The organism is Mycobacterium sp. NTMscope_MAC_12 (assembly GCF_976985675.1).
In genome coordinates this window covers 3,459,797-3,479,544 of the sequence record NZ_CDRJYY010000001.1, presented here as the reverse complement: position 1 = coordinate 3,479,544, position 19,748 = coordinate 3,459,797, and the positions used below count along the sequence as shown (strand labels likewise).

Sequence of the window (19,748 nt, the reverse complement as noted above, 5' to 3'; positions counted from 1 at the left end):
ACCTTGGGAATCAAGGTCTTTCGTTGCGCCGCCGCGCCCGCGGCATGATCGGCAGCGTGCTCTCTTCGTGATCGAGTTCGCGTTCGATCGCGCGAAGGCTCTGGTCGGGCAGCATGCCCGCGTCGCGCCAGCGCACGAGCTCGTCGCGCTGGGCGTCGATGGCGACCCGGCGTATGGCGACCGCGGCCTCATAGCGGGGCGCGGCGGGGGTCTCGCCGGCGTCCGACAACAGATCGAGCCGATGCTGATACCGCTCGAGCCGTGCCGACAACTGTTGGCGCACACCGTCGATCACCCGAGGATCCACGTCCGCATCGTCCTGTTGGCCCAGCGCGTCGAGCCGGTCCAGCGCGGCCCGCACGGCGGCGGCGCGGGCCCGATTGCGCAGCCGCAGTTCGTCGGCGGCATTCGCCCGCAGGCCCAGCGCGCGCACCAGCGGGCCGAACGTGATGCCCTGTCCGATCAGCGTCACCAGCACGACGACCAGGGTGCAGAACAGCAGCAGGTCCCGGTCGGGAAACGGTGCGTGGCTGTCGGTCACGAACGGAACCGCGAAAATCGCCGCGAGGCTGACCACGCCGCGGGTGCCGGCCCAGCTCAGCACCAGGACTTCGCGGCCGCTGAGGCGCTCGGAGTGGCGGTTCGGCCGACGGCCGGTGCCGGGTCCGTCGGATTCGTCGGGTCCGTCGCCATCGGCTTCGTCGGCTTCGGCGGAGCCCGAGACGTTGCCGAGTCGGGTGTGCAGCGGCCGCGGCAGCGACTGGGTGAGCAGCAACCACAGCGGCCGCACCACGAGCACCACCGCGACGGTGACGGCGACCGCCACGACGATCGTCGACAGCTCGTAGCCGCCCAGATCGTCGAGGATGGCCGGCAGCTGATGCCCGATCAGCAGGAACACCAGGCCCTCGAGCAGGAAGTTGACCAGCCGCCACACGGCCCGGGTCTGCAACCGGCTCGCCCCCGACTCCAGCCGCGGCGAGTCGTGACCGACGATCAATCCACACACCACGACCGCCAAGACACCCGAGGCGGAAAGCTCCTCGGCCACCAGATAGGTCACGAACGGCGTGGCGAGCGAGATCGCGTTGGCCGTCAGCACGTCGTGTCGCCACCGGCGAAGCAGCCGCCGGAGGTACGCGAACACCAGCCCCACCGCCAGGCCGCCCAGGGCCGCCAGCGCGAACTCCCGGATCGCCGACGGCACGGAGAACGCCGCGCCGCGCGCGACCGTGATGGCCACCGACAGTGTGGTCAGCGCGGTCGCGTCGTTGAGCAGCCCCTCGCCCTCGATCAGGGTGACGATGTTGAGCGGGAGGCCTTCCTTGCGGGCCACGGCGAGCGCGGCCACCGGATCGGTCGGCGCTACCGCGGCGCCCAGCACCATGCCCACCGCGAGCGTCGCACCACTGACGAGCAGCCCGAACGCGACGCCGACCAACGCCGCGGTCAGCAGGACGAGGACCACCGAGAGGCTGATGACGGTGCGCAGATTGCGGCGGATGCCGACCAGCGAAGATTCCAGCGCGGCATTGAAGAGCAGCGGCGGCAGGATGCAGGTCATCACGACCTCGGGCTCGAGGCTGATGTTCGGCCCCGGGACCAGCGCATAGCCGATGCCGACGAGAACCAGCAGCGGCGCGCTGGGCAGGCCGGTGCGCTCGCTGATCCAGTTGACCAGCACGATGACCACGACGGCGCCGAGCAGCAACGTCAAAGCAGTCTGCGCCCCCATCGAGCCCATCTTGCCGGACTTGGGGGCGGCGCCTCGACGGCCCTGCTCGGCGTCGAACGGCCCCGATAGCATGGTCGTCGACCCATCGAGCCTTGGAGACCGCCACAATGACCGTCCCCGCACACCCCGCCTCGGGAGCCGTTGGCGGCGACCCGCAAGCCCCGATCCGGGTGCCTGCCGGGACCACCGCGGCCGCCGCGGTGCGGGATGCCGGGCTGCCGGGCCGCGGGGCGCCCGACGGCATCGTGGTGGTGCGCGACGCCGACGGGAAGCTGCGCGACCTGAGTTGGGCGCCCGCCGCCGACGCCGAGGTGATCCCGGTCGCGGCCAACACCGACGACGGCCGCAGCGTGATCCGGCATTCGGCCGCCCACGTGTTGGCCCAGGCCGTCCAGGAGCTGTTCCCGCAAGCCAAGCTGGGCATCGGCCCGCCCATCACCGACGGCTTCTACTACGACTTCGACGTGCCGGAGCCGTTCACGCCCGAGGATCTGGCGGCGCTGGAAAAACGGATGCGCCAGATCGTCAAGGAGGGCCAGCTGTTCGAGCGCCGCGTCTACGAGTCCAAGGACGCGGCCCGCGCGGAGCTGGCGGGGGAGCCCTACAAGCTCGAACTCGTCGACGACAAGTCCGGTGATCCGGCGGTGATGGAAGTCGGCGGCGACGAGCTCACGGCCTACGACAACCTCAATCCCCGTACGCGGGAACGGGTTTGGGGTGACCTGTGCCGGGGCCCGCACATCCCGACCACCAGACACATCCCCGCGTTCAAGCTGACCCGCAGCTCGGCCGCCTACTGGCGCGGCGACCAGAACAACGCCAGCCTGCAACGCATCTACGGCACGGCCTGGGAGTCGCAGGAAGCCCTCGAGCGCCACCTGACGCTGATCGAGGAGGCCCAGCGCCGCGATCACCGCAAGCTGGGCACCGAGCTCGACCTGTTCAGCTTCCCCGACGAAATCGGTTCGGGCTTGGCCGTTTTCCATCCCAAGGGCGGCATCGTGCGTCGCGAGCTGGAAGAGTACTCGCGGCGCAAGCACATCGCGGCCGGCTACGAGTTCGTCAACACCCCGCACATCACCAAGGCGGACCTGTTCCACACCTCCGGCCATCTGGACTGGTACGCCGAAGGCATGTACCCGCCGATGCATCTCGATGCCGAATACGACGACGACGGGACCGTGCGCAAGCCGGGCCAGGACTATTACCTGAAGCCGATGAACTGCCCGATGCACACGCTGATCTTCCGGTCGCGCGGGCGCTCCTATCGCGAACTTCCGTTGCGGCTCTTCGAATTCGGCACCGTCTACCGCTACGAGAAGTCCGGCGTGGTGCACGGGTTGACCCGGGCGCGCGGTTTCACCATGGACGACGCGCACATCTTCTGCACCCGCGAGCAGCTGCACGCCGAGCTGGCGTCGCTGCTGCGGTTCATCCTCGAACTGCTCGGCGATTACGGGCTGGAGGACTTCTATCTGGAGCTGTCCACCAAGGACCCGGAGAAGTTCGTCGGCTCCGATGCCATGTGGGAGGAATCCACCAACGCGCTGGCCGAGGTGGCGGCCGAATCCGGCCTGCAGTTGGTGCCCGACCCGGGCGGCGCGGCGTTCTACGGCCCCAAGATCTCCGTGCAGGCCCGCGACGCCCTGGGGCGCAGTTGGCAGATGTCGACCATCCAGGTGGACTTCAACTTCCCGGAGCGGTTCGAACTGGAGTACACCGCCGCCGACGGCAGCCGGCAGCGGCCGGTGATGATCCACCGCGCGCTGTTCGGATCCATCGAGCGGTTCTTCGGCATCCTCACCGAGCACTACGCCGGCGCCTTCCCGGCGTGGCTGGCGCCGGTGCAGGCGGTCGGCATCCCGGTGGCCGACGACCACCTCGACTACCTGAACGATGTTGCGGCGCAACTGCGTTCGCACGGGGTGCGGGTCGAGGTCGACGGCAGCGACGACCGGATGGCCAAGAAGATCGTCAACCACACCAACCAGCGGGTGCCGTTCATGCTGCTGGCCGGTGACCGCGACGTTGCGGCGGGCGCGGTGAGCTTCCGCTTCGGTGACCGCACACAGATCAACGGCGTGCCCCGCGACGGCGCCGTCGACGCCATCGTGAAGTGGATCGCCGATCGCGAGAATGCCGCTCCCACCGCAGAACTCGTGAAGGTGGCGGCCGGTGAGTGATCGCGAACGGGCCGAGCCGAAGACCGACGACGCCATCCTGGACCGGGGCGTCGGCGAGGAAGATCATCTGCAACGGTTGTGGACGCCGTACCGGATGACCTACCTGGCCGAGGCGCCGATGAAGCGCGACAACGGCAAAACCGAGCAGCCGTTCACCGACATCCCGCACCTGACCGACGAAGAGGGGCTGGTGGTCGCGCGCGGCGAACTCGTCTACGCCGTGCTCAACCTCTACCCGTACAACCCCGGGCACCTGATGGTGGTGCCCTACCGCCGCATCTCCGAGCTGGAGGATCTGACCGATCCGGAAAGCGCGGAGCTGATGTCCTTCATCCAGAAGGCGATTCGCGTCATCAAGAACGTGTCGCGGCCGCACGGCTTCAACGTCGGCCTCAACCTGGGGACCTCGGCCGGCGGGTCGCTGGCCGAGCACCTGCACGTGCACGTCGTGCCGCGCTGGGGCGGCGACGCCAACTTCATCACCATCATCGGCGGGGCGAAGGTGATCCCGCAGTTGCTGCGCGAAACTCGTCAGCTGCTGGCGACGGAGTGGACGAAGCAGCGATGAGTCGCGGCGGCGACGATGCAGAGCGTGGCGATGAGGCGGGGGCACCTCCCGCTCGCGGGCGAGAGCGGCGCCGATGAGTAAGGTGCCGTTCCTGTCGCGGGCGGCGTTCGCGCGGCTGACCACCCCGACCGCAAAAGCGTGCCTGCGGGTGGGATTGACTCCCGACGTCGTCACGATCCTGGGCACCGTCGTGGCCGTGGCGGGGGCGCTGATCTTCTTCCCGATGGGCAAGCTGTTCATCGGCACGCTGGTGGTTTGGTTCTTCGTCCTCTTCGACATGCTCGACGGGGCGATGGCCCGGGAAAGGGGCGGCGGCACCCGGTTTGGCGCGGTGCTGGACGCCACCTGTGACCGCGTCAGCGACGGTGCGGTGTTCTGCGGGCTGCTGTGGTGGATCGCCTTCGGACTGCACGACAAGCTGCTGGCGGCGGCCACCCTGATCTGCCTGGTCACCTCGCAGGTGATCTCCTACATCAAGGCCCGGGCCGAGGCCAGCGGCCTGCGCGGCGACGGCGGCATCATCGAACGGCCCGAGCGGCTGATCATCGTGCTGGTCGGCGCCGGCATCTCGGACTTTCCGTTCGTCGCGTGGCCGCCCGCGTTGCCGGTGGCGATGTGGCTGTTGGCGGCGGCCAGCCTGGTCACCTGTGCGCAGCGGTTGCACACGGTGCGCACCTCGCCGGGTGCGACCGACCGTGGATCGGTCGCGCCGTGATTCCCACTCCGCCGGGCATGAACGCGATCACGGCACCGAGCCGCCTGGCGAGCCGCGTCGCGGGCCGGTTGAGCGGCGTCGGGGCCGACTGGGCGTATGCGTCAGGCTGGTTGGCGGTGCGGGCGATGCCGGAGTTCGCCGCGCGCAACGCATTTGGCGCCGCGGCGCGCTACGCGGCCCGCGGCGGCGGCCCAGATCAGTTGCGCAAGAACCTGGCCCGCGTCTTGCGGGTGCCGCCCTCAGACGTTCCGGATTCACTGATGCGGGCCTCGCTGGCCTCCTACGCCCGTTATTGGCGCGAGGCGTTCCGCCTGCCGGGCATGGACCTCGCCGCGGTCGGCCGCCAGCTGCACGACTCGGTTCAGGGCCGCGACCATATCGAAGCGGCATTGTCCGGCGGCCGCGGCGCAGTGATCGCGTTGCCGCACAGCGGCAATTGGGACATGGCAGGGGTGTGGCTGGCGCAGACACACGGCACGTTCACCACCGTCGCGGAGCGGCTCAAACCCGAGTCGCTCTACCGGCGGTTCATCGACTACCGCGAAGGCCTCGGCTTCGAGGTGCTACCCCTGTCCGGGGGCGAGCGGCCACCCTTCGACGTGTTGTGCGACCGGCTGCGGGACAACCGGGTGGTGTGCCTGATGGCCGAGCGCGACCTCACCCGCACCGGTGTCCAGGTCGACTTCTTCGGCGAACCCACCCGGATGCCGGCCGGGCCGGCGAAGCTCGCGATCGCGACGGGGGCGGCGCTGCTACCGGCCCACTGCTGGTTCGAGGGCCAGGGCTGGGGCGTCGCCATCCACCCGGCGCTGGATTGCACCGGCGGCGACGTCGGCGCGATCACCCAGTTGTTGGCCGATCACTTCGAGAAGAACATCGCCGCCCGCCCCGAGGATTGGCACATGATGCAGCCGCAGTGGCTGGCCGACCTCTCCGAGAACAAGCAGGCCCGGCTAAGGGACGCCTGATGCGCATCGGGATGATCTGTCCCTACTCGTTCGACGTTCCGGGCGGGGTGCAGTCGCACGTCCTGCAGCTTGCCGAGGTGGTGCGGGCCCGCGGGCATGACGTCAGCGTGCTCGCACCGGCCTCGCCGCACGCCGTGTTGCCCGACTACGTCGTCTCGGCGGGCAAGGCCGTCCCGATTCCCTACAACGGGTCGGTGGCCCGGCTGCGGTTCGGCCCGGCCACCCACCGCAAGGTCAAAAAGTGGCTCGCCGAAGGCGATTTCGACGTGCTGCACCTGCACGAGCCCAATGCGCCGAGCCTGTCCATGCTGGCCCTCAACATCGCCGAGGGCCCGATCGTGGCGACGTTTCACACGTCGACCACCAAATCGCTGACGCTGACGGTCTTTCAGGGCATCCTGCGCCCGATGCACGAGAAGATCGTCGGCCGGATCGCGGTCTCCGACCTGGCCCGGCGCTGGCAGATGGAGGCGCTGGGAACCGACGCGGTGGAGATCCCCAACGGCGTCGACGTCGGCTCGTTCGCCTGCGCGCCGCTGCTGGGCGGGTACCCGCGGCCGGGCAAGACGGTGCTGTTCCTGGGGCGCTACGACGAGCCGCGCAAGGGCATCGGGGTGTTGCTCGACGCGCTGCCGCGGCTGGTGGCGCGGTTCGCCGACCTGCAGCTGCTCATCGTCGGGCGCGGCGACGAGGACGAATTACGCACGCAGGCAGGCGAATTCGTGAATCATATTCGCTTCCTCGGTCAGGTCGATGATCCCGGGAAGGCGTCGGCCATGCGCAGCGCCGACGTCTACTGCGCACCCAACCTCGGCGGGGAAAGCTTCGGCATCGTGTTGGTCGAGGCCATGGCCGCCGGCACCCCGGTGGTGGCCAGCGACCTGGACGCCTTCCGGCGCGTGCTGGCCGGCGGCGACGTGGGCCGCCTGGTACCCGTGGGCGACGGCGCCGCGCTCGCCGATGCGTTGATCGCGGTGCTGGAGGATGATGTGCTCGCCGAGCGCTATGTGGCGGCCGGCAGGGCCGCCGTCCAGCGCTACGACTGGTCGGTGGTGGCCAGCCAGATCCTGCGGGTTTACGAGACGGTCGCCGCGACAGGCGCCAAGGTTGAGGTGGCCGGTTGATGACATGGCTGATCGTCGCCGTCGCGGTGTTGGTCGCGGTGCTGGCCGTCTTCGGCGCCTGGGCGTACCGGACGGCCAACCGGCTGGACCGCCTGCACGTCCGCTACGACCTGTCGTGGCAGGCCCTCGACGGTGCGCTGGCCCGGCGCGCGGTGGTGGCGCGCGCCGTGGCCATCGACGCCTACGGCGGCGCGTCCGAGGGGCGGCGGCTGGCGGCGCTGGCCGACGCCGCCGAGGGGGCGCCCCGGCCCGCGCGGGAAACGTGCGAAAACGAGCTGTCGGCCGCGCTGGCCGCCGTGGACCCGGCGTCGCTGCCGGCCGGGCTGATCGCCGAGCTGGCCGACGCCGAGGCCCGGGTGGTGTTGGCCCGTCGCTTCCACAACGACGCGGTCCGAGACACGCTGGCGCTGGCCGAGCGGCCCCTGGTGCGGCTCTTTCACCTGGGCGGGACCGCCGGGCTGCCCAGCTATTTCGAGATCGTCGAGCGGCCGCACGCGCTGGCCCACGGCGATCACGGCGTGCTCAACCACCGCACCTCGGCGCGCGTCGTGCTGCTCGACGAGACCGGGGCGGTGCTGCTGCTGCGCGGGTCGGATCCGGCGCTGGCCGGCCAGCCCGCGCCCAAGTGGTGGTTCACGGTGGGCGGCGAAGTGCAGCAGGGGGAGCGGCTGGCCGAGGCCGCCGCGCGGGAGCTCGCCGAGGAGACCGGCCTGCGGGTCGCGCCCGCCGACATGGTCGGGCCCGTCTGGCGGCGCGACCAGGTCTTCGAGTTCAACGGCTCGCTGATCGACAGCGAGGAGTTCTACTTCGTCTACCGCACCCGCCGATTCGAGCCGTCCCGCACCGGCCACACCGAACTGGAACGCAGCTACATCCACGGCCACCGCTGGTGTGACGCTGCCGACATCGCCCAACTCGTCGCCGCGGGGGAGACGGTGTACCCCATGCAACTATCCGGACTGCTCACCGACGCGGCCGCGCTCGCCGGCGGCCGCGCCCCCGGCCCGCTGCTGTCCATCCGCTGACTCCGCCGGTCAACGCGGGCCAAAGCGCCTCATTAGACTGGGTCGACAACGTTGAAGGAGATCAAGCAGTGACTACCGCCCACCCCCCGGACGGCAACGGGCGAACCGGAACCGCGCGCGTCAAGCGCGGCATGGCCGAGATGCTCAAGGGCGGCGTCATCATGGACGTCGTCACGCCCGAGCAGGCCAAGATCGCCGAGGGCGCCGGCGCCGTCGCCGTGATGGCGCTGGAGCGGGTGCCCGCCGACATCCGCGCCCAGGGCGGGGTGTCGCGGATGAGCGACCCGGACATGATCGAGGGCATCATCGCCGCGGTGACCATCCCGGTCATGGCCAAGGCCCGCATCGGCCACTTCGTCGAGGCGCAGATCCTGCAGAGCCTCGGCGTCGACTACGTCGACGAGTCCGAGGTGCTCACCCCCGCCGACTACACCCACCACATCGACAAGTGGAAGTTCACCGTGCCGTTCGTGTGCGGGGCGACCAACCTCGGTGAGGCGCTGCGCCGCATCAACGAGGGCGCGGCCATGATCCGCTCCAAGGGTGAAGCAGGCACCGGAGACGTCTCCAACGCGACCACGCACATGCGGGCGATCGGTGGCGAGATCCGCCGCCTGACGTCGTTGTCCGAAGACGAATTGTACGTCGCCGCAAAGGAATTGCAGGCGCCCTACGAACTCGTCGTCGAGGTGGCCCGGGCGGGCAAGCTGCCGGTCACCATGTTCACGGCGGGCGGTATCGCCACCCCCGCCGACGCGGCGATGATGATGCAGCTCGGCGCCGAGGGCGTCTTCGTGGGCTCGGGCATCTTCAAGTCCGGCGACCCCGCCCAGCGCGCCGCGGCGATCGTGAAGGCCACCACCTTCTACGACGATCCCGACGTGCTGGCCAAGGTGTCGCGCGGGCTGGGCGAGGCGATGGTCGGCATCAATGTCGAGCAGATCGCGCAGCCCCATCGGCTGGCCGAACGCGGCTGGTAAGAACAGTCTGTGGCGATCGAAGAGATCCTCGATCTCGAGCAGCTCGAGGTCAACATCTACCGCGGCAGCATCTTCAGCCCGGAATCGGGATTCCTACAGCGCACCTTCGGCGGTCATGTGGCCGGCCAGTCGCTGGTGTCGGCGGTGCGCACCGTCGACCCGCGCTACCAGGTCCACTCGCTGCACGGATACTTCCTGCGGCCCGGGGATGCCAAGGAGCGCACGGTGTTCATCGTGGAGCGCACCCGCGACGGCGGCTCGTTCGCGACCCGTCGCGTCAACGCCATCCAGCACGGCGAGATCATCTTCAGCATGGGCGCGTCCTTCCAGACCGACCAGGAAGGCATCCACCACCAGGACCCCATGCCGCCCGCGCCGCCGCCCGACGGGCTGCCCGGGCTGGACTCGGTCAAGGTCTTCGACGACGCCGGGTTCAAGCAGTTCGAGGAGTGGGACGTCTGCATCGTGCCCCGCGAGCTCCTGCAGCTCTCGCCGGGCAAGGCCGCCCAGCAGCAGGTTTGGTTCCGCCACCGTGACCCGCTGCCCGACGACCCGGTGCTGCACATCTGCGCGCTGGCCTACATGAGCGACCTGACGCTGCTGGGATCGGCGCAGGTCACCCACCTCGACGTGCGGGAGCACCTGCAGGTGGCGTCGCTGGACCACGCCATGTGGTTCATGCGGGCGTTCCGGGCCGACGAGTGGCTGCTGTATGACCAGTCTTCGCCGTCGGCCAACGGCGGCCGCGCGCTGTGCCAGGGCAAGATCTTCACCCAATCCGGCGAGATGGTCGCGGCGGTCATGCAGGAGGGGCTGACCCGCTTCAAGCGCGGCCACGGGCCGACCAACCCGTGAGCAGCCCCCGGATCGGGGTCCTCGCGCTGCAGGGCGATACCCGCGAGCACCTGGCGGCCCTGCGCGAAGCCGGGGCCGAGGCGATGCCGGTGCGCCGGCGCGGCGAGCTGGAGGCGGTCGACGGGCTGGTCATCCCCGGTGGCGAATCGACGACCATGAGCCACCTGCTGCTCGATCTCGGCCTGCTGGAGCCCCTGCGCGGGCTGCTGGCCGACGGGCTGCCCGCCTACGGCGCGTGCGCCGGCATGATCCTGCTGGCCAGCGAGATCCTGGACGCCGGGACGGGCGGGCGGGAGGCGCTGCCTCTGCACGCGATCGATATGACCGTGCGGCGCAACGCTTTTGGGCGTCAGGTCGACTCGTTCGAAGGGGACATCGATTTCGCGGGCCTCGACGATCCGGTGCGGGCGGTGTTCATCCGCGCGCCGTGGGTCGAGCGCGTGGGCGACGGCGTGGAGGTGCTGGCCAGCGCCGCCGGTCACGTCGTCGCGGTGCGCCAGGGCCGCAAGCTGGCGACGGCGTTTCACCCCGAGGTGACCGGCGACCGGCGGATCCACCACATGTTCGTCGACCTCGTCACCGGTTGAGCCAGCGCCGCGAAACTGTATTCCACGACGCATTTCCCGAGTGGAGCCGTCGGCAGTTGCAGTCTCGCGGGCCACGTAGACTCGTCTGGCCACAAAAACAAGAGGACTCCCAGATAGGACACCGATGAGCGGCCATTCCAAGTGGGCCACCACCAAGCACCAAAAGGCCGTCAAGGACGCGCGCCGCGGCAAGGAGTTCGCCCGGCTGATCAAGAACATCGAGGTCGCCGCCCGCACCGGGGGCGGTGACCCGGCCGGCAACCCGACGCTGTATGACGCCATCCAGAAGGCGAAGAAGACGTCGGTGCCCAACGACAACATCGAGCGGGCCCGCAAGCGGGGCGCCGGCGAGGAAGCGGGCGGGGCCGACTACCAGACGATCATGTACGAGGGCTACGGGCCCAACGGCGTCGCGGTCCTGATCGAGTGCCTGACCGACAACCGCAACCGGGCGGCCGGCGAGGTCCGGGTGGCGGTGACCCGCAACGGCGGCAACATGGCCGACCCCGGCTCGGTGTCCTACCTGTTCACCCGCAAGGGCGTCGTCACCCTCGAAAAGAACGGCCTGACCGAGGACGACGTGCTGACCGCGGTGCTCGACGCCGGCGCCGAGGACGTCAACGACCTCGGCGAGAGCTTCGAGATCATCTCCGAGCCGACCGACCTGGTCGCGGTGCGCACCGCGCTGCAGGACGCCGGCATCGACTACGAATCCGCCGAGGCGAGCTTTCAGCCGTCGGTCAGCGTGCCGGTTGACGTCGAGGGCGCGCGCAAGGTGTTCAAGCTCGTCGACGCGCTGGAAGACAGCGACGACGTGCAGAACGTGTGGACCAACGTCGACCTGTCCGACGAGGTGCTCGCCGCTCTCGACGAGGACTGACTAGTCGTACCCGTGCCGCATGTCCTCGACGATGCGCGGATTGTCCAGGGTCGACGGCTCCACGGGCCGCGGCGCGATGTCGCCGGAGAACACGCCGGCCGCCTCGAGCACCCGCTGGTTGAGAAAACGTAGCGGGGGAGCGTCGGGCGGCACCGTCGGTGTGGGCGCGGTGTCGGCGCGCTGCGCCAGGGCGAATCCCCAGTCGCCGAACGTCGGCACGTGCACGTGATACGGCGTGACGGCGTAGCCCGCCGCCCGGATCGTCGACACCGTGCGCCAGTAGGCCGTCGGGGTGGAAAAGGGGCTGCCCGCCTGCACCGCCATCAGCCCGCCGGGGGCCAGCGCCCGGGCGGCCAGCGCGTAGAACTCGGTCGAATACAGCCGGCCCAGCACGGGTGTGTCGGGATCGGGAAGGTCGACGATGATCGCATCGAACCGGTCGATGTCGGGTCCGCGCAACCAGTTCATCGCGTCCTGCGTCACCACGCTTACCCGCGGGTTGTCCAATGAACCGGCGTTGGCGCCGCGCAGCGTGGTGCGCGCGACGTCGATCACCGCGGGGTCGAGCTCGACCTGCACGATCTTGGAAATGCCGGGCTGGCGCAGCAATTCGCGAGCCACCAGGCCGTCGCCGCCGCCGAGCACCAGCACCGAACGCGCACCCTTCCCGACCGCGGGGTACACGAGGCTTTCGGTGTAGCGGTATTCGTCCCGGGTGGAGAATTGCAGCCCGCCGTCGAGGTACAGGCGGGTGTCGTTGCCGCGCCGCGTCACCACGATCTCCTGGTAGGGCGTGTGCCGATACGCGACGATCGGATCGGCGTAAAGCCTTTGCCGGCTTGTGGTTTCGACGTCGGCCGAACGCAGCAACAGGGTGGCGAGCAGCCCCAGCGCGGCGGCCAGCGCGCACAGCGCCAGCAGCAGCTGGCGCGTCGAAACCACTTGGCGCAGCAGGAAAATGGCGACGACGGCCGCCGCCGCCAGGTTGATCATGCCGGTGACGGCCGCGCCGCGAATCATCCCCAGCTGCGGCAGCAGCAGGAACGGCCAGACCAGCCCGCCCAGCAGCGCGCCGAGGTAATCGGCGGCGTTGAGGTTGGCGAGCGTGCGCCCGGCGTCGGCCGCACCCGCCACCCGCCCGCTCTGCAGCAGCGTCATCAACAGCGGCACCTCGGCGCCGACCAGGCCACCGATCAGGGCCGTGCTCACCGCCAGCACCCACGTCGAACCGACCGCGCCGTCCAGGAACGCGAACACCATGTACAGGGCCGCCGCGGACAGCCCGCCGATGACGCCGAGGGCCGCCTCCACCGCGATGAAGGTGATCGCCGCATGCGCCAGCAGCGGTTTGACCAGCAGGGCGCCCACGCCTAGCGCGGCGATGTAGCCCGCGACGATCAGTGAGGTGGCGACGATGCCGCCGCCGTCGAGGCTGGCCGACAACGTCAGCAGCGCGAGTTCATAGATGAGGCCGCAGGCCGCGCACGCCGCCACGGCGGCCAACAGCAGCGCCCGCCACCGCCCCGACGCCGCCGCGGACGGCGCCGCCGGGGGCGTGGCCACGTCGACGGAGCTCATGACACCGCCGCGGCGGTCACCCCTCCGACGGCGAGCAGTATCAGGGCCACCGCGAACGAGCCGGGATGCAGCACCTGCTCGTCGATGTGCTCATGGAAACTCCCCGGTATCAGCAGATGCATTGTGAGCAGCGCGATCCCGAGCAGGATCACGCCCATCAACCCGTACACCGCCACGCCGAGGAGTCCCTGCCCCAGCTGGCTGTAGCTGTTGGCGATCGCGGTGATGATGACGACGGTCAGCGCGATGTACATCGCGCCCGCGACGATCACGGCGTTCGGGCGGCGGTCGATGAACACCAGCTGGCGCAGCTTGCCCGGGGTCAGCACGTCGACCACGTAGAACCCGACGAGCAGGACGGCCATGCCGACGACGAAGTACAGGATCGTCGCGACCGCGCCTTTCAGGACGGGATTGAGGTCGACGGTTCCGATCTCGACGGCGAGGTACATGGTTGTCTCCTTTGCGGTGGTGCCATCACTTGGTTCCGCCCGGGCCGCCGGGGCTGCCTCCGGAACCACCCGACGGGGAGCCGGGGGTGAATCCGGGGCCGAGGAAGATGAACGCGCCGTGGCTGTAGCCGGCGCTCAGCGGTTCGACGCGGATGCTGCACGGGTAGTTGCCGTCGGGGCCGACGACCACGATGTCGTTGGCATAACGCAGGTATTCGGTGTTGCCGTTGTCGGCGCGCGCCTCGGGGTGCGCATACGCGGCGAGCGCGTCGGCCGCCTGTCGTGGCGATCCCGTGCACTGGTAGCGCGTGCCGTTCACGTCGTGGGCGTACTCGTGATAGTGGCCCGCGACGTACGACGCAATGTTCTTCTGCAGCAAGATGATTCCGGTGATCAGGCACACCACGGCGCCGGCCGCCAGCAGACCGGCGATCACGAACAGGCGGGTTCGGCTCACGGTTGCCACCGGCTCGCGGTGTGAACCACCGTCCCGCCGGAGCCGGGCGGACGCCCCGGGTACAGATGCCATGTCTGCCAACGCCATCCGGCGCCGTCGGGCTCGGCGGCCAGCACGGTCAGCGCGGCGTCGTCGCCCGGGAACGTGCCGCCGAGCCAGCCCGCCCGTCGGGCGCAGCGGCCCCGCAGCTCGTGCGCGAGGCGGCGGAAGGCCGCCTCGTCGCGGGTGTCGGTGACCGATTGCAGGTGGTAGCCGGGCGCGTCGGTGCTCTCGGGCAGGGCCGCCCCGAGATTGCGTGCCGTGCAAGAGATTTCCTCGGAGAACCGGCCCGCGGCGTGCTCGACCGCGACGACGTGCGACGCGCCGAGCACCCCGAGCAGCAACGCCCCCGCGCCGCCCGGGTGCTCGAGGCGGCAGGCGGCCAGCGGCGGGGGGACCGGCGCGTTGAGCGCGAGTCCCAGCCGCTCCCCGGATACGTCCGCCGGGGTCACGGCGAGCTGATGAAGGGGCACCGGCCTGACCTCGCGCGCGTTAGGCGGGGCTGGGCGGGGGAGCCGCGTAGACGGTGAGTTCGCCGGGGGACACGGACTTTCCCGTCGACACCTCCCAGGGCATGTCCGCGGCCCAGCGCTCGAAGGAGAGCAGGACCGTCTCGTCGTCGCTGGTGCAGTCGACGAATTCCATCTCGCCGCCGGCCGGCAGCCCGGTGGTGCCTTCGGTCGTGTAGGAGGCGCGGCCGCGTTCGGTTTCGTGAAACATCACGCCGTCGACGACGTAGGGATCGCCGGGCCGCAGCGGCACGTCCTTGCGGGTGATCCACATCGCCAGTTCCAGCCGTCCGTCGTCCTCTTCGACGCTGAACCAGATCGGCTGCTCGCCGCCCTCGAGCAGGTGTTCCCACCACACGAACGGTCCCTCGCGGAAGGTGACCGACCCGCGCACGATGTAGTCGGTGCCGCCGTAGCTGACGATGGCGCCGGGGCCGAGCTGGCGGGGCCCGAACTGCGGCATCGCGTCCGACGCGAGCGGATCCGGGCGCCCGGCGCTCTGCGCCGGCCGCTTGGGGCGGCGCAAAGCGATGACGAGCACCACGATCGACGCGATGAACAGCACGATGGCGAGCATGACCAGCAGAGATCCCACGCGCAGCCTCCCGTTGCCACAATGCTTGAGCGAACGTGGGCTAAAGCTAACAGCTTTTTCGCGGGTCCGGCGCGGTAACCTCCCGGCCCGGAATCGGCCTGGAATCGGGGTGGCCGCCGCGTGTCGCACCCGGGGCGCGTCGGTGCCGGCCGCTAGGGTATCGAACAGCTGTTCTACTAGGTGGGAGCGGGTAATGCGGGTGATGGGCGTCGACCCCGGCCTGACCCGGTGCGGGTTGTCGGTCGTCGAGAGCGGGCGTGGGCGCAGCGTCGTCGCGCTCGACGTCGACGTGGTGCGCACCCCGTCGGACGCGCCGCTCGCCGAGCGGCTGCTGAAGATCAGTGACGCCGTCGAGCATTGGCTGGCCACCCACCAGCCGGACGTCGTGGCTATCGAGCGGGTGTTCTCCCAGCTGAACGTGTCGACGGTGATGGGCACCGCCCAGGCCGGCGGCGTGGTCGCGCTGGCGGCGGCCAAGCGGGGCGTCGACGTGCACTTCCACACCCCCAGCGAGGTCAAGGCCGCGGTCACCGGCAACGGCGCTGCCGACAAGGCCCAGGTTACTGCGATGGTCACCAGAATCCTTGCGCTGCAAGCGAAACCGACGCCGGCGGACGCCGCCGACGCGCTCGCGCTGGCGATTTGTCACTGCTGGCGGGCGCCGATGATCGCCCGGATGGCGGCGGCCGAGGCGCTGGCCGCCGAGCAGCGGCAGAAGTACCGGGCCAAGCTGAAGGCCGCCCGATGATCGCCGCGGTGCGCGGCGAGGTGCTCGAGGTGGCGCTCGATCATGTGGTGATCGAGGCCGCCGGTGTCGGCTACCGGGTGAACGCGACGCCGTCGACGCTGTCCACGCTGCGGACCGGGACCGAGGCGCGGCTGATCACGGCGATGATCGTCCGCGAGGATTCGATGACGCTGTACGGCTTCACCGACACCGACACCCGCGACCTGTTTTTGACCCTGCTGTCGGTGTCGGGGGTCGGGCCCCGGCTGGCGATGGCGACCCTGGCCGTGCACGACGCCGGCGCGCTGCGCCAGGCGCTGCATGACGGCGACGTCACCGCGCTGACCCGGGTGCCCGGGATCGGCAAACGCAGCGCCGAACGGATGGTCCTGGAGCTGCGGGACAAGGTGGGCGCGGCCGGCGCCGGCGCGGCGTCCGTGGCCACCGGTCTCAACGGCCACGCGATACGCGGGCCGGTGGTGGAGGCCCTGGTCGGCCTCGGCTTCGCCGTCAAGCAGGCCGAGGAGGCCACCGACAAGGTGCTGGCCGCCGAGCAGGACGCGACCACCTCCGGTGCGCTGCGCGCCGCCCTGTCGCTGCTGGGTAAGTCTCGATGACCCCCACCGAGGAAGACTGGTCCGACCGGGACGTCTCCGGCGCGCTGGCCCCCGGCGAGGGCGACGTCGACGTCAGCCTGCGGCCCCGCTCGCTGCGGGAGTTCATCGGCCAGCCGCGGGTGCGCGAACAGCTGCAACTGGTCATCGAGGGGGCCAAAAACCGCGGCGGCACACCGGATCACATCCTGCTGTCCGGCCCGCCGGGGCTGGGCAAGACGTCGCTGGCGATGATCATCGCGGCCGAGCTCGGATCCTCGTTGCGGCTGACGTCCGGGCCCGCGCTGGAGCGCGCCGGGGACCTGGCGGCGATGCTGTCCAATCTGGTCGAGCACGACGTGTTGTTCATCGACGAGATCCACCGCATCGCGCGGCCCGCCGAGGAGATGCTCTACCTGGCGATGGAGGACTTCCGGGTGGACGTGGTCGTCGGCAAGGGCCCCGGCGCGACGTCGATCCCGCTGGAGGTGGCGCCGTTCACCCTGGTCGGCGCGACCACCCGTTCCGGCGCGCTGACCGGCCCGCTGCGGGATCGGTTCGGCTTCACCGCGCACATGGACTTCTACGAGCCCCCCGAGCTGGAGCGGGTGCTGGCCCGCTCCGCCGGGATCCTGGGAATCGAACTCGGCGGTGATGCGGCCGAGGAGATCGCGCGCCGCTCGCGCGGCACGCCGCGGATCGCCAACCGGCTGTTGCGCCGGGTGCGGGACTTCGCCGAGGTGCGCGCCGACGGCGTGATCACCCGCGACGTCGCCAAGTCCGCGCTGGCGGTCTACGACGTCGACGAACTGGGTCTGGATCGGCTGGACCGGGCGGTGCTCTCGGCGCTGACCCGCAGCTTCGGTGGCGGCCCGGTCGGGGTGTCGACGCTGGCGGTGGCGGTTGGCGAGGAGGCCACCACCGTCGAGGAGGTGTGCGAGCCGTTCCTGGTCCGCGCCGGCATGGTGGCCCGGACTCCGCGTGGCCGGGTGGCCACCGCCCAGGCGTGGACGCACCTCGGCATGGTGCCGCCCGCCGGGGCCGCCGGTCTCGGGCAGCCCGGCCTGTTCGAGTAGCCAGCAAACGATCGCGCGGGCCCATCCGGTTACATCGTGGCGCGGTGGGTAACCAACCTCACAGGTATCACGCCTCGTGAAGGAGACTGAAGATGAGGAACAGGCGCCACGACTATGAACGCCCTCGCGCGCTGTACATGCCGCGTACCCGCGGCGCGCTGACCGGGTTACTCCTGATCCTTTTGGGTGCGTGGGGTGCGTTGGTGCCGTTCTTCGGTCCCAACATCGATTGGGCGTACGCCGCGGACCCGGCATGGACGTGGACGGCGGCAAAAGGCTGGCTGGAGGTGCTCCCCGGGGTGGCCGCGGCGGTGGGTGGCCTGCTGGTGCTCCTCTCCGGCAATCGCGCCAACGCCGTGTTCGGTGGCTGGCTGGCGGTCCTGGGCGGCGCCTGGTTCGTGGTCGGCCGCGCGTTCGCGCCGACGCTGGGCATCGGGAGCGTCGGTCAGCCGGGTGCCGCCTCGACGGACCTGAAACGAGCCCTGCTCGAGGTCACCTACTTCACCGGCCTGGGTGCGCTGATCGTCTTCCTGGGTGGCGCGGCCGTGGCGCGGCTGGCGGTTCGGCACGCGCGCGACGTCGTGATGACCCAACCGGCGCCCATGGCAGGCGATGCCGTGCCGGCGGGCCAACCGGCCATGTATGACGAGACGGGCGCACGGACGGACGCGGTGGCGGCCGAGCCCGCGGCCCGGGAGCGCGGCGGTGGTGGCTTGTTCCATCGGCGCACCGGCGGCGGCTTGTTCCACCGCCATCACCACGCCGCTTAGCCCACTTAGCCGGCAACGCGAAACGGCACCGGGAGCCCTTGGCTTCCGGTGCCGTTTTGCGCCAAGGTAGTGCGAGCAACCGTGACCGGCGAGGAGGACGCGATGATCGCGACCGCGCTGCTGTTCGCCGCACTGGCGGCGTTACTGCACGTCTACATCTTCGTGATGGAATCGTTGACCTGGACCTCGCCGCGCACCCGCGCCACGTTCGGCACCACCCCCGCGGAAGCCGAGACCACCAAGCTGCTCGCCTTCAACCAAGGTTTCTACAATTTGTTTCTCGCCATCGTCACCGTCGTCGGCATCGCCGTAATTGCCTTGGGGCACACCGATGTTGGCGCGGGACTGGTTTTCGCCGGCATCGGATCGATGGCCGCGGCCGCGGTGGTGCTGCTGGTGTCCGCACCCGACAAGGGGCGGGCGGCGCTCGCCCAGGGCACCTTCCCGGCGATGGCGATCGTGCTGTTGTTGCTCGGCCTTCAGTAGTAACACCAGTCTCACCAGCCACAATAATCACCGCCAGCGGTTGGCTTTCGTTTGCCGCGTGGGTTACTAGTGGAAGTCGCCGGGTACCCATCTCGAGCCGGAAATAGGCCCGGTATTCAACGAGGGGATGTCATGAAATACGCAGAAGACGGCCGAACCCGCGGGCTGAGCATGCCGCGCTCGCGAGGCGCGGTCAGCGGATTGCTCCTGGTCATTCTGGGAGCCTGGGGGGCGTTAATACCGTTTGTCGGTCCACACTTCAACTTCGCATACACGCCGGACCGAAACTGGGCATGGAGCTCGGCGCGGGGCTGGCTGGAAGTCGCGCCGGGAGCGGCCACCGCCATCGGCGGCCTGCTGCTGATCGTTGCCGGCAATCGCGTCGCCGCGATGTTGGGCGGGTGGCTGGCCGTGCTGGCCGGCGCCTGGTTCGTCGTGGGTGGCGATGTCGCCCCGCTGCTGGGAATCGGCTCCGCCGGCGACCCGATCGCAGCAACCGACCGCAAGCGCGCGGTGCTCGAGGTCACCTACTTCTCGGGCCTGGGCGCGCTGATCATCTTCGTGGGCGGTGTCGTGCTGGCACGCACCGCCGTACGCCTGGCGCGCGACGTGCAGCCGTCGGCGCCGGCGTCCTCAGGCACACCGGCCGTCGAGCCGTATCGGGATTCGGTTTACGAGCAGCCGGCCGAGGTCTCCTCGGGTGCGCTGACCAAGCCGCGCGCGTCGTCTGACCCCGAACCAAAGCGGGGATGGCGCCGCCACCGCGCAGGTGCGGGATCTGGGGGTAACGCCGCGTATTTGCGGTGGCCGCACCCGCAGCAGTAGGTCAGTACACCGAAACAGGTC

At 70.1% G+C, this 19,748-nt stretch carries 22 protein-coding genes; 16 read left to right on the top strand and 6 right to left on the bottom strand.

Annotation, left to right across the window (positions count from 1 at the left end; all coding sequences use genetic code 11):
• Positions 1–10: 10 nt before the first annotated feature.
• Positions 11–1,744, bottom strand: coding sequence for a cation:proton antiporter (locus AC0KS4_RS15710; RefSeq protein ID WP_238957327.1), 1,734 nt, complete (start codon positions 1,742–1,744; stop codon positions 11–13).
• Between the two features lie 98 nt (positions 1,745–1,842).
• Here AC0KS4_RS15710 and thrS point away from each other — a divergent pair, with 98 nt between their 5' ends.
• From thrS to AC0KS4_RS15660, 10 genes are all read left to right on the top strand, one after another.
• On the top strand, positions 1,843–3,918 hold the full coding sequence (thrS, locus tag AC0KS4_RS15705) for a threonine--tRNA ligase (RefSeq protein WP_238956328.1): 2,076 nt from the start codon (positions 1,843–1,845) through the stop codon (positions 3,916–3,918).
• On the top strand, positions 3,911–4,486 hold the full coding sequence (locus AC0KS4_RS15700; RefSeq protein WP_225329497.1) for an ATP adenylyltransferase: 576 nt from the start codon (positions 3,911–3,913) through the stop codon (positions 4,484–4,486). The genes thrS and AC0KS4_RS15700 overlap by 8 nt, the downstream gene beginning before the upstream one ends.
• A 73-nt stretch (positions 4,487–4,559) precedes the next feature.
• On the top strand, positions 4,560–5,201 hold the full coding sequence (pgsA, locus tag AC0KS4_RS15695) for a phosphatidylinositol phosphate synthase (protein WP_238956327.1): 642 nt from the start codon (positions 4,560–4,562) through the stop codon (positions 5,199–5,201).
• Between the two features lie 17 nt (positions 5,202–5,218).
• On the top strand, positions 5,219–6,169 hold the full coding sequence (locus AC0KS4_RS15690; protein ID WP_238957326.1) for a phosphatidylinositol mannoside acyltransferase: 951 nt from the start codon (positions 5,219–5,221) through the stop codon (positions 6,167–6,169).
• Positions 6,169–7,293, top strand: coding sequence for a glycosyltransferase family 4 protein (locus AC0KS4_RS15685; protein ID WP_238956326.1), 1,125 nt, complete (start codon positions 6,169–6,171; stop codon positions 7,291–7,293). Before AC0KS4_RS15690 ends, AC0KS4_RS15685 begins: the two co-directional genes overlap by 1 nt.
• Positions 7,293–8,318, top strand: a complete 1,026-nt coding sequence (locus AC0KS4_RS15680; RefSeq protein ID WP_225341296.1) for an NUDIX hydrolase — start codon at positions 7,293–7,295, stop codon at positions 8,316–8,318. The genes AC0KS4_RS15685 and AC0KS4_RS15680 overlap by 1 nt, the downstream gene beginning before the upstream one ends.
• A gap of 68 nt (positions 8,319–8,386) precedes the next feature.
• Positions 8,387–9,298 (top strand): pyridoxal 5'-phosphate synthase lyase subunit PdxS, encoded by a 912-nt coding sequence (gene pdxS, locus AC0KS4_RS15675; protein WP_225325424.1) that lies wholly within the window; start codon positions 8,387–8,389, stop codon positions 9,296–9,298.
• Positions 9,299–9,307: 9 nt separating this feature from the next.
• A complete protein-coding gene (tesB, locus tag AC0KS4_RS15670) occupies positions 9,308–10,153 on the top strand; it encodes an acyl-CoA thioesterase II (protein ID WP_225330641.1) in 846 nt (281 codons plus the stop codon).
• Entirely contained in the window at positions 10,150–10,740 is a 591-nt protein-coding gene (gene pdxT, locus AC0KS4_RS15665; RefSeq protein ID WP_238956325.1) for a pyridoxal 5'-phosphate synthase glutaminase subunit PdxT, read from the top strand. The genes tesB and pdxT overlap by 4 nt, the downstream gene beginning before the upstream one ends.
• A 124-nt stretch (positions 10,741–10,864) precedes the next feature.
• Entirely contained in the window at positions 10,865–11,620 is a 756-nt protein-coding gene (locus AC0KS4_RS15660) for a YebC/PmpR family DNA-binding transcriptional regulator (protein WP_064936653.1), read from the top strand.
• On the opposite strand, the gene AC0KS4_RS15655 is transcribed toward AC0KS4_RS15660, so the two are convergent.
• From AC0KS4_RS15655 to AC0KS4_RS15635, 5 genes are read right to left on the bottom strand one after another with little or no spacing between them, the layout of a single operon-like run.
• Positions 11,621–13,198: a polyamine aminopropyltransferase gene (locus AC0KS4_RS15655; protein ID WP_238956324.1), complete on the bottom strand. Its 1,578-nt coding sequence runs from the start codon at positions 13,196–13,198 to the stop codon at positions 11,621–11,623.
• On the bottom strand, positions 13,195–13,650 hold the full coding sequence (locus AC0KS4_RS15650; protein WP_225330377.1) for a DUF350 domain-containing protein: 456 nt from the start codon (positions 13,648–13,650) through the stop codon (positions 13,195–13,197). The genes AC0KS4_RS15655 and AC0KS4_RS15650 overlap by 4 nt, the downstream gene beginning before the upstream one ends.
• Positions 13,651–13,675: 25 nt before the next feature.
• Positions 13,676–14,107, bottom strand: a complete 432-nt coding sequence (locus AC0KS4_RS15645) for a DUF4247 domain-containing protein (RefSeq protein WP_225330376.1) — start codon at positions 14,105–14,107, stop codon at positions 13,676–13,678.
• A complete protein-coding gene (locus AC0KS4_RS15640) occupies positions 14,104–14,619 on the bottom strand; it encodes a DUF2617 family protein (RefSeq protein ID WP_225330375.1) in 516 nt (171 codons plus the stop codon). The genes AC0KS4_RS15645 and AC0KS4_RS15640 overlap by 4 nt, the downstream gene beginning before the upstream one ends.
• A gap of 19 nt (positions 14,620–14,638) precedes the next feature.
• The gene (locus tag AC0KS4_RS15635) at positions 14,639–15,250 is read right to left on the bottom strand and encodes a DUF4178 domain-containing protein (RefSeq protein WP_225330374.1); all 612 of its coding nucleotides are present in this window, start codon (positions 15,248–15,250) and stop codon (positions 14,639–14,641) included.
• A 193-nt stretch (positions 15,251–15,443) separates the two neighbouring features.
• Here AC0KS4_RS15635 and ruvC point away from each other — a divergent pair, with 193 nt between their 5' ends.
• The 6 genes from ruvC to AC0KS4_RS15605 all read left to right on the top strand — a co-directional run bounded on the left by ruvC (position 15,444) and on the right by AC0KS4_RS15605 (position 19,727).
• Positions 15,444–15,998 carry a crossover junction endodeoxyribonuclease RuvC gene (ruvC, locus tag AC0KS4_RS15630; RefSeq protein WP_225330373.1) on the top strand — a complete coding sequence of 185 codons (555 nt, stop codon included), beginning with the start codon at positions 15,444–15,446 and terminating at the stop codon, positions 15,996–15,998.
• Positions 15,995–16,594 carry a Holliday junction branch migration protein RuvA gene (ruvA, locus tag AC0KS4_RS15625; protein ID WP_225330372.1) on the top strand — a complete coding sequence of 200 codons (600 nt, stop codon included), beginning with the start codon at positions 15,995–15,997 and terminating at the stop codon, positions 16,592–16,594. The genes ruvC and ruvA overlap by 4 nt, the downstream gene beginning before the upstream one ends.
• The gene (ruvB, locus tag AC0KS4_RS15620) at positions 16,591–17,646 is read left to right on the top strand and encodes a Holliday junction branch migration DNA helicase RuvB (protein ID WP_225330371.1); all 1,056 of its coding nucleotides are present in this window, start codon (positions 16,591–16,593) and stop codon (positions 17,644–17,646) included. The genes ruvA and ruvB overlap by 4 nt, the downstream gene beginning before the upstream one ends.
• A 92-nt stretch (positions 17,647–17,738) precedes the next feature.
• A complete protein-coding gene (locus AC0KS4_RS15615; RefSeq protein ID WP_225330370.1) occupies positions 17,739–18,416 on the top strand; it encodes a hypothetical protein in 678 nt (225 codons plus the stop codon).
• A gap of 102 nt (positions 18,417–18,518) precedes the next feature.
• Complete coding sequence (locus AC0KS4_RS15610) at positions 18,519–18,902, top strand: DUF1304 domain-containing protein (protein ID WP_238957325.1); 384 nt, start codon at positions 18,519–18,521, stop codon at positions 18,900–18,902.
• A gap of 132 nt (positions 18,903–19,034) precedes the next feature.
• A complete protein-coding gene (locus AC0KS4_RS15605) occupies positions 19,035–19,727 on the top strand; it encodes a hypothetical protein (RefSeq protein ID WP_238956323.1) in 693 nt (230 codons plus the stop codon).
• The last annotated feature ends 21 nt before the right edge of the window (positions 19,728–19,748 follow it).

Coding starts and splice junctions, on each gene's coding strand:
- AC0KS4_RS15710 (WP_238957327.1), bottom strand. CDS start 1,744: ATGGGCTCGATGGGGGCGCAGACTGCTTTGACGTTGCTGCTCGGCGCC.
- thrS (WP_238956328.1), top strand. CDS start 1,843: ATGACCGTCCCCGCACACCCCGCCTCGGGAGCCGTTGGCGGCGACCCG.
- pgsA (WP_238956327.1), top strand. CDS start 4,560: ATGAGTAAGGTGCCGTTCCTGTCGCGGGCGGCGTTCGCGCGGCTGACC.
- AC0KS4_RS15690 (WP_238957326.1), top strand. CDS start 5,219: ATGAACGCGATCACGGCACCGAGCCGCCTGGCGAGCCGCGTCGCGGGC.
- AC0KS4_RS15685 (WP_238956326.1), top strand. CDS start 6,169: ATGCGCATCGGGATGATCTGTCCCTACTCGTTCGACGTTCCGGGCGGG.
- AC0KS4_RS15680 (WP_225341296.1), top strand. CDS start 7,293: ATGACATGGCTGATCGTCGCCGTCGCGGTGTTGGTCGCGGTGCTGGCC.
- AC0KS4_RS15660 (WP_064936653.1), top strand. CDS start 10,865: ATGAGCGGCCATTCCAAGTGGGCCACCACCAAGCACCAAAAGGCCGTC.
- AC0KS4_RS15655 (WP_238956324.1), bottom strand. CDS start 13,198: ATGAGCTCCGTCGACGTGGCCACGCCCCCGGCGGCGCCGTCCGCGGCG.
- AC0KS4_RS15650 (WP_225330377.1), bottom strand. CDS start 13,650: ATGTACCTCGCCGTCGAGATCGGAACCGTCGACCTCAATCCCGTCCTG.
- ruvC (WP_225330373.1), top strand. CDS start 15,444: ATGCGGGTGATGGGCGTCGACCCCGGCCTGACCCGGTGCGGGTTGTCG.
- ruvA (WP_225330372.1), top strand. CDS start 15,995: ATGATCGCCGCGGTGCGCGGCGAGGTGCTCGAGGTGGCGCTCGATCAT.
- ruvB (WP_225330371.1), top strand. CDS start 16,591: ATGACCCCCACCGAGGAAGACTGGTCCGACCGGGACGTCTCCGGCGCG.
- AC0KS4_RS15615 (WP_225330370.1), top strand. CDS start 17,739: ATGAGGAACAGGCGCCACGACTATGAACGCCCTCGCGCGCTGTACATG.
- AC0KS4_RS15610 (WP_238957325.1), top strand. CDS start 18,519: ATGATCGCGACCGCGCTGCTGTTCGCCGCACTGGCGGCGTTACTGCAC.
- AC0KS4_RS15605 (WP_238956323.1), top strand. CDS start 19,035: ATGAAATACGCAGAAGACGGCCGAACCCGCGGGCTGAGCATGCCGCGC.